At 73.5% G+C, this 13,998-nt stretch carries 12 protein-coding genes; all 12 read right to left on the bottom strand.

Annotated features, from left to right (window positions below; translation table 11 throughout):
* Positions 1–55 precede the first annotated feature (55 nt).
* The 12 genes from ACFOX0_RS03985 to ftsY all read right to left on the bottom strand — a co-directional run bounded on the left by ACFOX0_RS03985 (position 56) and on the right by ftsY (position 13,847).
* Entirely contained in the window at positions 56–1,135 is a 1,080-nt protein-coding gene (locus tag ACFOX0_RS03985) for an amidohydrolase family protein (RefSeq protein ID WP_377542097.1), read from the bottom strand.
* A 94-nt stretch (positions 1,136–1,229) separates the two neighbouring features.
* Positions 1,230–1,823 carry a Uma2 family endonuclease gene (locus ACFOX0_RS03980; RefSeq protein WP_377542096.1) on the bottom strand — a complete coding sequence of 198 codons (594 nt, stop codon included), beginning with the start codon at positions 1,821–1,823 and terminating at the stop codon, positions 1,230–1,232.
* Between the two features lie 80 nt (positions 1,824–1,903).
* A complete protein-coding gene (gene ffh / locus ACFOX0_RS03975) occupies positions 1,904–3,466 on the bottom strand; it encodes a signal recognition particle protein (RefSeq protein ID WP_377542095.1) in 1,563 nt (520 codons plus the stop codon).
* 233 nt (positions 3,467–3,699) lie between these two features.
* A complete protein-coding gene (locus ACFOX0_RS03970) occupies positions 3,700–4,359 on the bottom strand; it encodes a response regulator transcription factor (protein WP_377542094.1) in 660 nt (219 codons plus the stop codon).
* A 16-nt stretch (positions 4,360–4,375) separates the two neighbouring features.
* A complete protein-coding gene (locus ACFOX0_RS03965; RefSeq protein ID WP_377542093.1) occupies positions 4,376–5,584 on the bottom strand; it encodes a sensor histidine kinase in 1,209 nt (402 codons plus the stop codon).
* Positions 5,585–5,597: 13 nt separating this feature from the next.
* Entirely contained in the window at positions 5,598–6,443 is an 846-nt protein-coding gene (locus tag ACFOX0_RS03960; RefSeq protein ID WP_377542092.1) for an ABC transporter permease, read from the bottom strand.
* Positions 6,433–7,347 (bottom strand): ABC transporter ATP-binding protein, encoded by a 915-nt coding sequence (locus tag ACFOX0_RS03955; RefSeq protein WP_377542091.1) that lies wholly within the window; start codon positions 7,345–7,347, stop codon positions 6,433–6,435. Before ACFOX0_RS03955 ends, ACFOX0_RS03960 begins: the two co-directional genes overlap by 11 nt.
* 95 nt (positions 7,348–7,442) lie before the next feature.
* Entirely contained in the window at positions 7,443–9,710 is a 2,268-nt protein-coding gene (locus ACFOX0_RS03950; protein ID WP_377542516.1) for a [protein-PII] uridylyltransferase, read from the bottom strand.
* Between the two features lie 42 nt (positions 9,711–9,752).
* On the bottom strand, positions 9,753–10,091 hold the full coding sequence (locus ACFOX0_RS03945) for a P-II family nitrogen regulator (protein WP_377542515.1): 339 nt from the start codon (positions 10,089–10,091) through the stop codon (positions 9,753–9,755).
* Positions 10,092–10,116: 25 nt separating this feature from the next.
* Positions 10,117–11,541, bottom strand: a complete 1,425-nt coding sequence (locus tag ACFOX0_RS03940) for an ammonium transporter (RefSeq protein WP_377542089.1) — start codon at positions 11,539–11,541, stop codon at positions 10,117–10,119.
* A gap of 251 nt (positions 11,542–11,792) precedes the next feature.
* Complete coding sequence (locus ACFOX0_RS03935) at positions 11,793–12,581, bottom strand: aminoglycoside phosphotransferase family protein (RefSeq protein ID WP_377542088.1); 789 nt, start codon at positions 12,579–12,581, stop codon at positions 11,793–11,795.
* Between the two features lie 75 nt (positions 12,582–12,656).
* Entirely contained in the window at positions 12,657–13,847 is a 1,191-nt protein-coding gene (gene ftsY / locus ACFOX0_RS03930) for a signal recognition particle-docking protein FtsY (protein WP_377542086.1), read from the bottom strand.
* Between the last annotated feature and the right edge of the window lie 151 nt (positions 13,848–13,998).

The following is a 13,998-nucleotide window of genomic DNA, read 5'->3' as shown; positions in this document are numbered from 1 at the left end:
ACGCCGGGTGGGACGACAACAACTTCATGATCAACGGGACGGGACCCGGGCACGCTCAGCGGACGACCTGGCCGCGCAGGATGATCCGGGTGGGGGCCTGGAGGGCGCGGAGGTCGATGCGGGGGTCGGTGTCGTAGACCGTGAGGTCGGCCAGGCCGCCGTCGGTGAGGCCGGGAAAGCCGAGCCAGGCGCGGGCGCCCCAGGACGCGGCCGCCAGCACGTCGGCCGGGGACATGCCGGCGCGCTCGTGCAACAGCAGCATCTCCCGGGCGGCCAGTCCGTGGTCGATCCCGCCGCCGGCGTCGGTGCCCACGTAGATCGGCACTCCCGCCTCGTACGCGGCGCGGACCACCTCGGGGAACCGGTCCCGCAGTGCCAGCATGTGGTCGGCGTACCCGGGGAACCTGTCCCGGGCCCGGTCGGCGATCCCGCCGAACGTGTCAATGTTGATCATCGTAGGGACCAGGGCCGTCCCCCGGCGGGCCATCTCGTCGACCAGGTCCACGCTCAGGCCGGTGCCGTGCTCGACCGAGTCGACGCCGGCCCGAACCATGATCTCCACGGCCTCCTCGGAGAACGTGTGCACCGCGGCCCGGACACCGGCCGCGTGCGCCGCCTCGACCGCGGCCGTCATGGTGGCGGCGTCCCAGGCCGGAGCGAGGTCCCCGACCTTCCGGTCGATCCAGTCGCCGACCAGCTTGACCCAGCCGTTGCCGGCCCGGGCCTGCTCGGCCACCGCGGCCGCCACGTCCGGCGCCCCCACCTCGACGCCGATGTCCCGCAGGTAGCGCCGGGGCGGCGCGACGTGCCGACCGGCCCGGGCCAGTCGCGGCAGTTCCGGGTCGTCGTCCAACTCCGGGTACGGGTACGGCGAACCGGCGTCCCGGATGGCCAGCACCCCGGCGTCCCGGTCGACGACGGCCAACTCCCGGGCCTGGTCCAGCGAGGTGATCGGCGTGCCGCCCCGGGCGATACCGAGGTGGCAGTGCGCGTCGACCAGGCCGGGCAGGACGAACCCGCCGTCGACCACCGTCTCCGCCCCCGGCACCGGCGTACGGCTGACCCGGTCACCGACCAGCCACAGGTCGACGGTCTCGTCGTCGGGCAGCAGCACCCCGCGCACATGAAGAGCCATGTGCCCATTCCTACCGGATCTTCCGGCCGGACGCCGGGTCACCGCCCGCCGGGCCGGCACCATTCGGCGTGTCGTTGCACCCTTCGGCGTACGGTCAGCCTTCCGCGTGCTCCTGCCCGGCCCGGGCCAGCACACCGGCCCGCCGGGCGGTCAGCGCGGGCAGGTCGACCGAGACCTTCCACGGTCGCTCGGTGACGAAGAGGTCGGCCGTGTGGGTGAGTGCCTCGTACTCGCCGTTCGGGCTGAGCAGGTACTCGGTCAGCGTGATCGGCCCGTGCAACGGATCGACCACCCAGTACGCCCGCACTCCGGCGTGCGCGTAGACCTTGGCCTTGTCGTACATGTCGCGGAAGATCGACGTCGGCGAGAGGACCTCGACCGCGAGTTGGACCGATCCGACCGGAACGGGGCTGCGGTCGGCGTGCTCCCGACGGATCACCACGACGTCCGGTCGTGGTTCGTTGCGCCGGTCGACCGACATCGACTGATCGATGCTGATGATGTAATCGGGCGGACAATTCATCCGTAGCGCCAACACAAGATCGACGCACAGGTCCTGGTGAAGGGCGGTAGGGGACGGCAAGATCAACCTTCCGTTGACCAGTTCGTACGGAAGGTCCGGCGGCAGTCCGCCGAGGTCGTCAACCGTCCACTCCTGCCGCTCGGGCAGGATCGGGGCCGCGGTCATGACATCTCCTTCCAAAGGATCCCCATCACCCTAAGCAATGAGAGTGTCGCTCACCGTTCACGACACGCCGCTCGTCCAGGTTATCGGTCCTTGCCCTTGTCGCGCTTGGTCAGCTTGTTGAAGTCGAGGTTCGGCAGCTTGAACCCCGGCGGTAGGCCCTGACCGCCGGCCAGGTCGTTCGGGTCCAGGCCCGGCGGCAGCTGCGGCATCCCGCCCGGGAACCCGGCGGGCATCCCGCCGGCCGGGCCGCCGCTGCGCGGCCGGCCGCCGCCCTTGGTGCCCTTGCGCTTGTTCTTCGGGGACTTCGTGGCCTTGCGCCGGCCCGCCCCGGGCAGGCCCATCATGCCGCCCATCTGCTTCATCATCTTCTGCGCCTCGGTGAAGCGGTTGAGCAGCTGGTTGACGTCCATCACGGTGACCCCGGAGCCGTTCGCGATCCGGGCCCGCCGGGAACCATTGATGATCTTCGGGTTGGTCCGCTCGCCGGGGGTCATCGACCGGATGATGGCGGTCACCCGGTCGAAGTGCTTGTCGTCCAGCTCGGCGAGCTGGTCCTTCATCTGCCCCATGCCGGGCATCATCGACAGCACGTTGGCGATCGGGCCCATCCGCCGGACCGCGATGAGCTGGTCGAGGAAGTCCTCCAGGGTGAAGGTCTCACCGCCCATCAGCTTGGCGGTCATCTTCTCCTTCTGATCGGCGTCGAAGGCCTGTTCGGCCTGCTCGATCAGGGTGAGGACGTCGCCCATGCCGAGGATCCGGCTGGCCATCCGGTCCGGGTGGAAGACGTCGAAGTCCTCCAGCTTCTCACCGGTGGAGGCGAACATGATCGGCTGGCCGGTCACCTCGCGGACCGACAGCGCGGCGCCACCCCGGGCGTCACCGTCCAGCTTGGACAACACCACACCGGTGATGCCGACCCCGTCGCGGAACGCCTCCGCGGTACGGACGGCGTCCTGGCCGACCATCGCGTCGATGACGAAGATGACCTCGTCCGGCTCGACCGCGTCCCGGATGTCGGCGGCCTGCCGCATCATCTCCGCGTCGATACCGAGCCGACCGGCGGTGTCGACGATGACGATGTCCCGGGCGGCCCGGCGGGCGTGCTCGATCGAGGCGCGGGCCACCTGCACCGGGTCGCCGACACCGTTGCCGGGCTCCGGGGCGTACACCTCGACGCCGGCCCGACCACCGAGCACCTGGAGCTGCCCGACGGCGTTGGGGCGCTGGAGGTCGGCGGCGACCAGCAGCGGCTGGTGACCCTGGCCCTTGAGCCAGCGGGCCAGCTTGCCGGCGAGCGTGGTCTTACCGGAACCCTGCAGACCGGCCAGCATGATCACGGTGGGCGGCTGCTTGGCGAACTGGAGCCGCCGGTCCTCGCCGCCGAGGATGTTGATCAGTTCCTCGTGAACGATCTTGACGATCTGCTGGGCCGGGTTGAGCGCCTGGGACACCTCGGCGCCCCGGGCCCGCTCCTTGACCCGGGCGATGAAGCCCTTGACCACGGGCAGGGCGACGTCCGCCTCCAGCAGCGCGAGACGGATCTCGCGCGCGGTGGCGTCGATGTCGGCGTCGGTGAGTCGGCCCTTTCCGCGGAGCTTGGTGAAGATCCCGGAAAGGCGGTCACTCAAGGTGTCAAACACGGCGCAACATCCCGTTTTGTCGTAAGTCAGCAGGCAGAGTCCAGTTTGGCGCGTACCCGCCCCGGCCACCGCAAGGGTAGCCGCCCGGGCCACTCCCCGCGCCGCAGCCCGCTCGGGCACCCCGCCCCCGCCTCGGCCAGATCGGATCGGATCGGATCGCCGGGCGGCCCACCCGGCCGAGCCGGTGGCCGCCCGGACCGCGCCGACCCGCCGGTCACCCGACGACCGGCGGCTCAGCGGTCGACCAGGCCGGACTGGTACGCGAAGACGACGAGCTGGGCGCGGTCCCGGGCGGCGAGCTTGACCATCGCCCGACTGACATGGGTACGGGCGGTGGCCGGGCTGAGCACCAGCCGGGCGGCGATCTCCTCGTTGCTCAGCCCCTCGCCGACCAGCCCCACCACCTCCCGTTCCCGCTCGGTCAACGAGTCCAGCCGGGGGTGCGGCCGGGGCACCCGGGACGGCCGGGTCGCGAACTCGCGGACCACCCGCCGGGTCACCGACGGCGACAGCAACGCCTCACCCTCGGCCACCAGCCGGATCGCCCGGAGCAGTTCCGTCGGCTTGGTGTCCTTGATCAGAAAGCCGCTGGCGCCGTACCGGAGCGCGTCGAAGACGTACTCGTCCAGCTCGAACGTGGTCAGCACGATCACCCGGGTGCCGGCGAGCCCTGGGTCGGCGACGATCCGCCGGGTCGCCTCGATCCCGTCGATGCCGGGCATCCGGACGTCCATCAGCACCACGTCGGGGCGTTCCCGGCCGGCCACCGCCACCGCGGCCAGCCCGTCGGCGGCCTCGCCGACCACGGCCAGGTCCGCCTCGCTCTCCACCAGCGCGCGCAGGCCCAGCCGGATCAGATCCTGGTCGTCGGCGATCAGCACCCGGACGGTCATCGACACTCCTGAACAGTCATCGGCGGTCCTCGACGGGCAGCCGGGCGTACACCCGGAAACCGGTGCCGGGCAGCGGCCCGGCGGTGAAGGTGCCACCGAGGGCGGTGACCCGCTCGCGCATGCCCGGGATGCCGTGCCCGGCGACCGGTCCGCTCCCCCGGCCCTCGTCGGTCCGGGCCGACGACGGGCCGCCCGACCCACCGGCCGGTGCCGGCCCGCCGGCCGGCGCGGCGCGACCCCCGCCCCCGCCGACCGGCGCGGCGCGACCGCCCGTACCGGTGTCGGTGACCTCCACGGTCAGCGCGTCCGGCAGGTATGCCACCCGGACCGTGGCGGTGGCGGAACCGGCGTGCCGCAGCACGTTGGTCAACGCCTCCTGCACCACCCGGTAGGCGGCCAGGTCCACCGCCAGCGGCAGGTCCGGCGGTTCGCCGGGCACGTCCAGGGTCACCGCCAGGCCGGTGCCGGTCAGCCGGTCGACCAGGGCGGGCAACTGGGCCAGCCCCGGCGTGGGGGCCCGCTCCTCGCCGCTGCGGCGCAGCACCGACAGCGTGGCGCGCAACTCGTCCAGCGCCTCCTTGCTGGTCCGGCTGATCGCCGTCAACGCCACCTCGGCCTGCTCGGGCCGGCTGGGCAGCAGGTGCAGGGCGATCTCGGCCTGCATGTTGATCGCCGCGAGCCCGTGCCCGACCACGTCGTGTACCTCCTGCGCGACCCGCAGCCGCTCGTCGGACGCCACCTCGCGGGCCCGCTCCTCGCGGGCGCGACGGGCCGCGTCCCGGCTCAACCGGACCGTGGTGCCGAGCGCGAACGGCACCACCACCACGGCCGTCTCGGGCAGCAGCGCCGCCAGGTCGGCCGGTCCGGTGACATTGTGCAGCACCACGAGCACCAGCGCGACCACGCCGGTCGGCACCGCCCGTCGGGTCGGCAGCAGCATCGCCACCGTGTAGACGGCGACGCCGCAGATGAACAGGATCGGCCCGTACGGCAGCCCGCGCAGCAGGTAGACCGAGGTCGCCCCGGCCGTCACCGCGAAGGTGACCAGCGGCCACCGGCGGCGGACCACCAGCGCCGCGCCGGCCAGCACGATCAGGGCCACCGCGACGCCGTCGACCCGGGCGCTGCCGGGCTGCCGCAACCCCGCGTACGGCGTGCCGATCACCGCGGCGTGCGCCAGCACCAGGGCGAGCAGCGCGTCGAACAGCCAGTTGCGCGGACGCATGCACGGCACGCTCTCACACCACGTCGCGGCGGCGCAGCAACGCGACGGTGAGCAGCGCGAAACCGACCAGGTAACCGGCCACCACCAGGGTCGCCCGGCCGACGCCGACGAGTTGCGCCACACCCGGGGTGTCCGCGCCGGCGCCCAGCGAGGCGACCAGCGACCCGGCGTTCGGGCCGGGCAACGCCTTCTGCAGGTCGGCCACCCAGGGCAGCAGCGGCGCGGCGATGCTGGCCAGCAGGTTCTGCACCGCCAGCAGCCAGACCAGGCCGAGCCCGACGGCCACCGCCACCCCGCGCAGCAACACCGCGAGCAGCCCACCCAGGGCGGCCCACATGGCGGCGACGAGCCAGCCGGCCCCGATGCCGGTGATCAGGTCACCCAGCGGCGGCCAGGTCACCGGCCGGCCCTCGGCCGCGGCGATACCGGCGCTGGCCAGCGCGCCGGTGCCGAACATCGCCAGCACCAGCACCAGCGCGGCGGCCGCCAGGGCGAGCAGCTTGCCGGCGTACAGCACGGTCCGCCCCGGGCCCTGGGTGAGCACCGTCTTCCAGGTGCCCCAGCCGTACTCGCCACCGACGGCCAGCACGGCGAGGATCAGCACGATCGCGCCGGAGAAGACCGGCAGCCCGCCGATCGAGTTGCCGACCAGGTGTTCCGGCAGCAGCGCGGGCAGGCCCCGGCTGCTGCGTACGCCACCGGTGCCGGCCGCGTAGCCGGCGTACGGGACGGCGTAGGTGAAGGTCAGGCTGAGCACCAGGGCCACGGCGAACAGGAGCCAGTTCGCCGGCCGACGCAGCAGCTTGGTCAGTTCCGCCCGGCAGCACCCCCAGACGGCCGCCCGGTGACTACCCCACATGCGCGGGCTCTCCCTTCGTGAGTTCCAGGAACACCTGCTCCAGGTCCCGCTCGTACGGCCGCAGCCCGCTGACCGCCACGCCGGCGGCGACGAGTTCGCCGTTGATCCAGGCCGCGCGGTCCGGCTCGACGGTCAGGTCCAGCGCGCCGTCGACGACCCGGACCCGGTCCGCGCCGAGCAGCGTGCGGGCCAGCCCGACCGCCCGACCGAGCGGGCTCGCCGACACCCGCAGGCTGGTCCCGCCGCGCAGGTCGGCGACCGTGGACTCGGCGACCAGCCGGCCGTCCGCCACCACCGCCACCCGGTCGCAGACCTGCTGCACCTCGCCGAGCAGGTGGCTGGAGAGCAGCACGGTGCAGCCGCCCGCGCCGAGCCGGCGGACCAGGGCGCGCATGTCGGCCATCCCGGCCGGGTCGAGCCCGTTGGTCGGTTCGTCGAGGATCAGCAGCCGGGGGTTCTTCAGCAGCGCGGCGGCCACCCCGAGCCGCTGTTTCATGCCCAGCGAGTAGCCGGCGTACCGGTCGGCCCCCCGGTCGGCCAGGTCGACCATTTCCAGCACGGTCTCGATCCGGGCCCGCCCGGTGCCGGTGTACCGGGCCAGCACCCGCAGGTTGTCCCGTCCCGACAGGTACGGGTAGAAGGCCGGGCCCTCGATCAGGGCACCCACCCCGGCGAGCCGGCCGGGCGGACGCCCGAGCACCCGTACCGTGCCGGCGGTCGGCCGGACCAGGCCGAGCAGCATCCGCAGGGTGGTGGTCTTGCCGGCGCCGTTGGGGCCGAGGAAGCCGTAGACCTGGCCGGCCGGCACGGCCAGGTCCAGCGCGTCCACGGCGGTGATCTCGCCGTACCGTTTGGTCAGCCCGGTGGTACGCACCGGGAACTCGACCGGATCCGTGTCGTCCATGCCCCACACGGTCGCCGAGTCCGCCGCCCGGCGCGTCCGGCCGCGGACGGCTCCGCGGCTACGCGCCGGGACGTACCCGCCGGACGGCCGGACGGTCAGACGGCGGCCAGGACCGCCGCGGTGACCCGGTCCCGGTCGGCCTCGTCGGACCAGTCGCCGGTGAGGTAGAACGCGTCCACCACGTCGGCGCCCAGGGTGCTGATCCGGGCCGCCCGGACCTGGCCGCCCGCGGCGTCCAGCGCGCTGGCGACCCGGTAGAGCAGGCCGGCGGCGTCGGCCGCGCGCAGCTCCAGCACCACCGCGTCGGTGGCCGCCTCCCGGTGCCAGACGATCCGCGGCGCCGCGCCGGCGCCCCGGGCCGCCAGCGCCCGACCGCGCAGCCGCTGGTTGACCGACACGTCGCCGGTGACCGCGCGGCGCAGGTCGGCGGCGAGCGCGACCGGGTCGGGCGGGGTGCCGTACCGCGGCTGCACACGGAACTCCACAAGTGCCCGGTCGGCCACCGTGGCGGCGTCCGCGGCCAGCACCTCCAGCCGGTGCAGGGCCAGGCACCCGGCCACCGCGGCGAGCAGGCCACGCCGGTCGGCCGCGGCCACCGCCACCCGGTCCCCGGTCAGCTGTACGACCGGCAGCGGCCCGGCCACCAGCCCGGGATCGGGCTCCGGTGGCGCCGGCAGCGCGCCGGTGTCCAGCGCGATACGTACCCGACCGACCAGTTCGGCGATCAGCCGTCCCTTCCAGTCCGACCAGGCGGCCGGTCCGGTGGCCCGGGCGTCGGCCCGGGCCAACGCGTGCAGCAGGTCGAGGGTGCCCGGGTCGCCGACCGCCTCGGCCACGCTCGCGATGGTGACCGGGTCGGCCAGGTCCCGGCGGGTGGCCACCTCGGGCAGCATCAGGTGCAGCCGGACCAGCTTCTCCACCGTGGCCACCTCGGCCGGCGGCAGGCCGATCCGGGTGGCCACCCGGGCGGCCACCGGTACGCCGTCCAGGCTGTGGTCCGCGCCGAGCCCCTTGCCGATGTCGTGCAGGAACGCGCCGAGCAGCAGCAGGTCCGGCCGGTCCACCTCGCGGGTGTGCCGGGTCGCCTCGGCCGCGGTCTGCACCAGGTGCCGGTCCAGGGTGAACCGGTGCACCGGGTTGTGCTGCGGCAGGCTGCGCAGCCGGGGCCACTCCGGCAGCCAGCCGTCGACCAATCCGTACCGGTCGCAGGTCTCCCAGGTGGGCACCAGGCCGGGACCGGCGCCGAGCAGCGTGATCAGCGCGGCCCGGGCGGCGGCCGGCCACGGCGTCGGCAGCGGCGGACAGTAGGCGGCGAGCCACTCGCAGGTGGCCCGCGCGATCGGCAGCCCGGTGCTCGCCGAGGCGGCGGCCACCCGCAGCGCCAGGCTCGGGTCGGGCCGGGCGCCGATGGCGGTCCGGGCCAGCACCAGCTCGCCGTCGTGGGCCACCACGTCCCGGGCCACCGGCCGGCGGACCGGGTGCCCGGGGGCACCCCGGCGGCGGGCCGACCGCAGCCGGTCCACGGCCCGCCAGGCGTCGTCCAGCGCGTGACTGACCGTCCGGGCGTCGCCGGACACCCGGCGGGACAGGATGTCCGGGCCGTCCACCCCGAGCAGGTCGGCGACGGCCGCCCGTTCCTGGGCGACCAGCCGGTCGACCCGGCGGCCGGTGGCGGTGTGCAGCGCGTCCCGGGTGTCCAGCAGCCGCAGGTGCGCGGCCCGGACCGCGGGGCGGAGCGCGTCGGTGAGCCCGGACTGCGCGACGGCGCGCAGCACGCCGACGTCGCGCAGCCCGCCGGCCGCCTCCTTCAGGTCCCCCTCGAGCAGGAAGGCGAGTTCGCCGTGCGCGGCCCAGCGGGCGTCGGTCAGCTCGCGCAGCCCGGGCAACCGGCGCACGGCGGTACGCCGCCACTGGTCGGCCGCGGCGGCGGCCAGCTGGTCGGTCAGCGCCCGGTCCCCGGCCACGTGCCGCAGGTCGAGCAGGGCGAGCGCCACCTTGACGTCGTCGTGGGCCACCGAGAGCGCCTCGGCGACGGTACGGACCGAGTGGTCCAGCGGCAGCCCGGCGTCCCAGACCGGGTACCACAGCGCGGTGGCGAGCCGGTCCAGTCCGGCCACACCGCCGTGCAGCAACAGCAGGTCGAGGTCGCCGTGCGGGGCGCACTGCCGACGACCCAGACCGCCGGTGGCGGCCAGCGCCACCGGCGGCGAACCGGCCGAGGTGGGGCCGCCCGGCGGGAAGCCGGCGGCCCGCAGCCCGGTCGCGTAGCGGTCGGCGAGCCAGGCGTCGAGCGTGGCCGCCCGGCGCCGGCGGGCGTCCGCGCCGATCCCGTCGACCCGCGGGCCGACGGGATCGGTCGCGATCCCGCCCGGCGTACCCTTCCCGGCAGAAGAGGCCGTCACGGGCTACAGCGCGTCGAGGCCGCGCTCGCCGGTACGGACCCGGACCACGTCCTCGACTCCGGTCACCCACACCTTGCCGTCACCGATCTTGCCCGTCCGGGCGGCCCCGACGATGGCGTCGACCACCTTGTCCACGTCGATCTCGTCGGTGAGCACCTCGACCCTGATCTTGGGCAGGAACTCGACCGTGTACTCGGCGCCCCGGTACACCTCGGTGTGCCCCTTCTGCCGGCCGTAGCCCTGGACCTCGCTGACGGTCAGACCGGCCACGCCGAGGGCGTGCAGCGCCTCCTTCACGGCGTCCAGCTGGTACGGCTTGATGACCGCGGTCACCAGTTTCATGTCCAAACCCTCCATCTGCGGAACGTTAACCGGGGACCTTCTCGGTGACCGTCTCGGCCGGGTCGGTGTCCGACGCCGGCTCCTCGGCCGGGGTGCCCGCCGGACGGCCGAGGCCGGCCATGGCGAACGCGCCACCACCACCGCCGCTGCCGCCGCCCGCCGGGGTCAGGTCGTACCCGCTCTCGGCGTGCTCGGCGATGTCGATGCCCTCGACCTCGGCCTCGGCCGAGGCGCGGAACCCGATCGTCTTCTTGATCAGCAGACCGAGCAGCAGGGCGATGCCGAACGACCACACCGTCACCGCGGCGCTGGCCGCGGCCTGCCGGCCCAGCTGGGTCAGCCCGCCGCCGTAGAACAGGCCGTCGGAGGCGCCGACGACCTCACCGATCGCGCTGTTGACGGAGGTGGCCGCGAACAGCCCCAGCCACAGCGAGCCGATCCAACCGCCGACGAAGTGCACGCCCACCACGTCGAGCGAGTCGTCGAAGCCGAACCGGTACTTCAGGCTGACCGCCAGCGCGCAGACCGCACCGGCCACCAGGCCGAGCAGCACCGCCGAGTACGGCGCGATGAAGCCACAGGCCGGGGTGATCGCCACCAGGCCGGCGACCGCGCCGGACGAGGCCCCCACCAGGGTCGGTTTGCCGTTGCGCAGCCACTCGACGACCAGCCAGCCCAGCACCGCGGCGGCGGTGGCCACCTGGGTGTTGATGAAGGCCAACCCGGTCACGCTGTCCACGGTGAGTTCGGAACCGGCGTTGAAGCCGAACCAGCCGAACCACAGCAGACCGGCACCGAGCGCCACGAACGGGACGTTGTGCGGTTTGAAGCTGTCCTTGGGCCAACCGATCCGTTTGCCCAGCACGATGGCGAGCGCCAGCGCCGCCGCACCGGCGTTGATGTGCACCGCCGTACCGCCGGCGAAGTCGAGGGCGTGCAGCTTGGTGGCGATCCAGCCGCCACCCCAGATCCAGTGCGCCACCGGCACGTAGACGACGGTGAACCAGCCGAACGCGAACAGCAGCCACCCGGCGAACTTGGTCCGGTCGGAGATGGCACCGCTGATCAGCGCGACGGTGATCACCGCGAAGGTCAGCTGGAAGGCCAGGAAGACGTACGTCGGGATGCCGATCCCGCTGGGGTTGTCCGCCGTGGCGCCCCACAACTCGGTGGGAAAGGTCTTGTTGCCCAGATATTGCGTGAAGCTGCCGATCACGTTGTTGGCGCCCTCGCCGTCGTTGGTGCCGAAGGCGAGCGAGAAACCGTAGATGAGCCACAGCACGGAGATCAGTCCGATGGTGGAGAAGCTCATCAACATCATGTTCAGGACGCCCTTGGACCGGTTCAGACCGCCGTAGAACAGCGCCAGACCGGGCGTCATCAGCAGGACGAGCGCTGTCGACACCAGCAGCCACGCGGTGTGGCCGTGGTCGATCGTCGCTTCCGGCACGCTGGCCTCCTCGATATGAAGTTGCCTCCCATCCGGTTCGCCAGGGGCAGCACCGCCCCGGCACCCGGTTGGTCGGAAAGCTTCCCGGCCGGCTGTTTCGCGCACGGTTCCCAACCCGTTTCGGGTGGGTGACGGATTGTTTCGGACATGTGAAGCCGGTCCGGCGGACGAGACCGGCCCGTTGTGACCCCGACCCGGGTGGCCCCGACCGGCGCGCGGACCGCCGCCGGCGCCGGGCCGGGCGGGGCCGCTCAGCGCAGGGCGTACTCGAGCACGTGCCGTTCGTAGTCGAGCAGCCGCAGGTCCCGCATCGGCCGGCGGAGGTGCCCCTTGTGCACGATCCGGACGAAGGCCGGGTCACCAGCGGCGGCCATCCGGCGGATGCCCTCGACGTGGTCGACGATCCGCTTGCGGATGGTCCGGACCAGCCGGTGCCGGTCGCGCGGGATCAGCCCGTACGCGTCGGCGAACAGCCGCAGCCGGCGCGGCCGGTCGGGTCGTTTCCAGCCCAGGGTGTAGGAGTCCCGGTCGGAGAAGAGCGGCACCCAGGTCCAGGCGGCGTAGGCCACGTCGTAGATCCGGGCGCCCGGCGAGGCCAGGTCGAAGTCGATCAGGGCGAGGGTGCCGTCCGGCCGCCAGATGACGTTGTGCGGCGCGGCGTCGTGGTGGCAGATCACCTCGGTGTCCGGCGGCGGCGGCCCGAACGAGCGCCACACCGCGGTCGGTGGCGGGGTGAAGCCGTACTGGGCGTCGTGGAACATCCGCAGCATGGTGGCGACCGTGGTCAACGCATCGTCGGTGACCCAGTGCGGGGCGAGCGGGTACTCCCCGCACTCCCCCTCCAGGTAGGAGAGCACCTCGCGGTTGCGCTCGTCCATGCCGAGCACCCGGGGCGAACCGGTGAAGCCGACGTACTCCAGGTGGCGCAGCAGCGCGTGCACCGAGGGGGTCCACGGGCCGACGTTGCGCCGGACCGTGTCGCCGACCCGGACCACCGTGCTGACGTTGCCGCCGTGCAGCGGGATCTCCTGCGAAGTCACGAGCGCCTCTCCCGGGTCCCGGCGAACCGATCACGGCCCGCCCCGAGTGCCAACCGCATGTCGGTCACAGCGAGGTTACGCGTCCGCGCCGAACTGGTCGGCGCCGAGCAGCGCGTCGACGAACTGCCTCGGCTCGAACGGCGCCAGGTCGTCCTTGCCCTCGCCCAGCCCGACCAGCTTCACCGGGATGCCGAGCTTGCGCTGCACCGCGATCACGATGCCACCCTTCGCCGTGCCGTCGAGCTTGGTCAACGCGACGCCGGTGACGTTGACCGCCTCGGTGAAGACCCGGGCCTGCTCCAGGCCGTTCTGTCCGGTGGTGGCGTCCAGGATGAGCAGCGTCTCGTCGATCGGGCCGTGCTTCTCCACCACCCGCTTCACCTTGCCCAGCTCGTCCATCAGGCCGACCTTGTTCTGCAGCCGGCCGGCGGTGTCGATCAGCACCGTGTCCACCTCGGTCTCGATGCCCCGGCGGACCGCGTCGAAGGCCACGCTGGCCGGGTCGGCCGCCTCCGGCCCGCGGACCGTCTCGGCGCCCACCCGCGCTCCCCAGGTCTCCAGCTGGTCGGCCGCGGCGGCCCGGAACGTGTCCGCGGCGCCGAGCAGCACGCTGCGGCCGTCGGCCACCAGCACCCGGGCGATCTTGCCGCAGGTGGTGGTCTTGCCGGCCCCGTTGACCCCGACGACCAGGACGACCCCGGGTACGCCGTCGTGCCGGGCGGCCTTCAGCGACCGGTCCAGCGTCGGGTCCAGGGCGGTGACCAGCTCGTCGGCGAGCAGGTCGCGCAGCTCGGTCACCTCGCGGGTGCCGAGCACTCGGGTCCGCTCGCGCAGCCGGTCGACGATCTCCCGGGTGGCGTCCACCCCGACGTCGGCGCTGATCAGGCTGTCCTCGATCTCCTCCCAGGTGTCCTCGTCCAACCGGTCCCGGGAGAGCAGGCCGAGCAGGCCCTTGCCGAAGACGCTCTGCGACCGGGACAGCCGGTTACGCAGCCGGACCAACCGGCCCGCGGTGGGCTCGGGCCGCTCCACCGGGGGCGCCTCGACCCACGGTTCCTCCACCACCGGTGGCGGCAGCGTGCCGGTGGGTGCCCGTTCGGCCTCCGGCGCCCGCACCGGCGGCCCGGCGACCTCCTCCTCGGTGCGCACGTCCACCTCGGGCTCCGGCGGCAGCGACCGGCGGCGCAGCTTGGGCACGACGAGGCCGAGGCCGCCGAGCAGCAGCACACCCAGCAGGACCAGACTGAGGACGAGGTAATCCGTCATGCGGGAAATCCTGACAGATGCCCCCGGCGGGCTCCCAGCCGGCGCACCAGGTGGGCACCCGGGCGCGCTCCCGGCCCGCGTCCGGCACCGTGTCGGCTGCCACGGTAGCCTGGCTGGCCTCCGGGTGTGCGGAATCGACTCGCACCCGGCA

Source organism: Micromonospora zhanjiangensis (genome assembly GCF_042650605.1).
GTDB classification, from domain to species: domain Bacteria; phylum Actinomycetota; class Actinomycetes; order Mycobacteriales; family Micromonosporaceae; genus Micromonospora_J; species Micromonospora_J zhanjiangensis.
This window is presented reverse-complemented; position numbering and strand designations above follow the sequence as displayed.

Bases quoted from the DNA above. Each gene is read 5' to 3' on its own strand.
- ACFOX0_RS03985 (WP_377542097.1), bottom strand. From the start codon at position 1,135: ATGGCTCTTCATGTGCGCGGGGTGCTGCTGCCCGACGACGAGACCGTC.
- ACFOX0_RS03980 (WP_377542096.1), bottom strand. From the start codon at position 1,823: ATGACCGCGGCCCCGATCCTGCCCGAGCGGCAGGAGTGGACGGTTGAC.
- ACFOX0_RS03970 (WP_377542094.1), bottom strand. From the start codon at position 4,359: ATGACCGTCCGGGTGCTGATCGCCGACGACCAGGATCTGATCCGGCTG.
- ACFOX0_RS03965 (WP_377542093.1), bottom strand. From the start codon at position 5,584: ATGCGTCCGCGCAACTGGCTGTTCGACGCGCTGCTCGCCCTGGTGCTG.
- ACFOX0_RS03960 (WP_377542092.1), bottom strand. From the start codon at position 6,443: ATGTGGGGTAGTCACCGGGCGGCCGTCTGGGGGTGCTGCCGGGCGGAA.
- ACFOX0_RS03955 (WP_377542091.1), bottom strand. From the start codon at position 7,347: ATGGACGACACGGATCCGGTCGAGTTCCCGGTGCGTACCACCGGGCTG.
- ACFOX0_RS03945 (WP_377542515.1), bottom strand. From the start codon at position 10,091: ATGAAACTGGTGACCGCGGTCATCAAGCCGTACCAGCTGGACGCCGTG.
- ftsY (WP_377542086.1), bottom strand. From the start codon at position 13,847: ATGACGGATTACCTCGTCCTCAGTCTGGTCCTGCTGGGTGTGCTGCTG.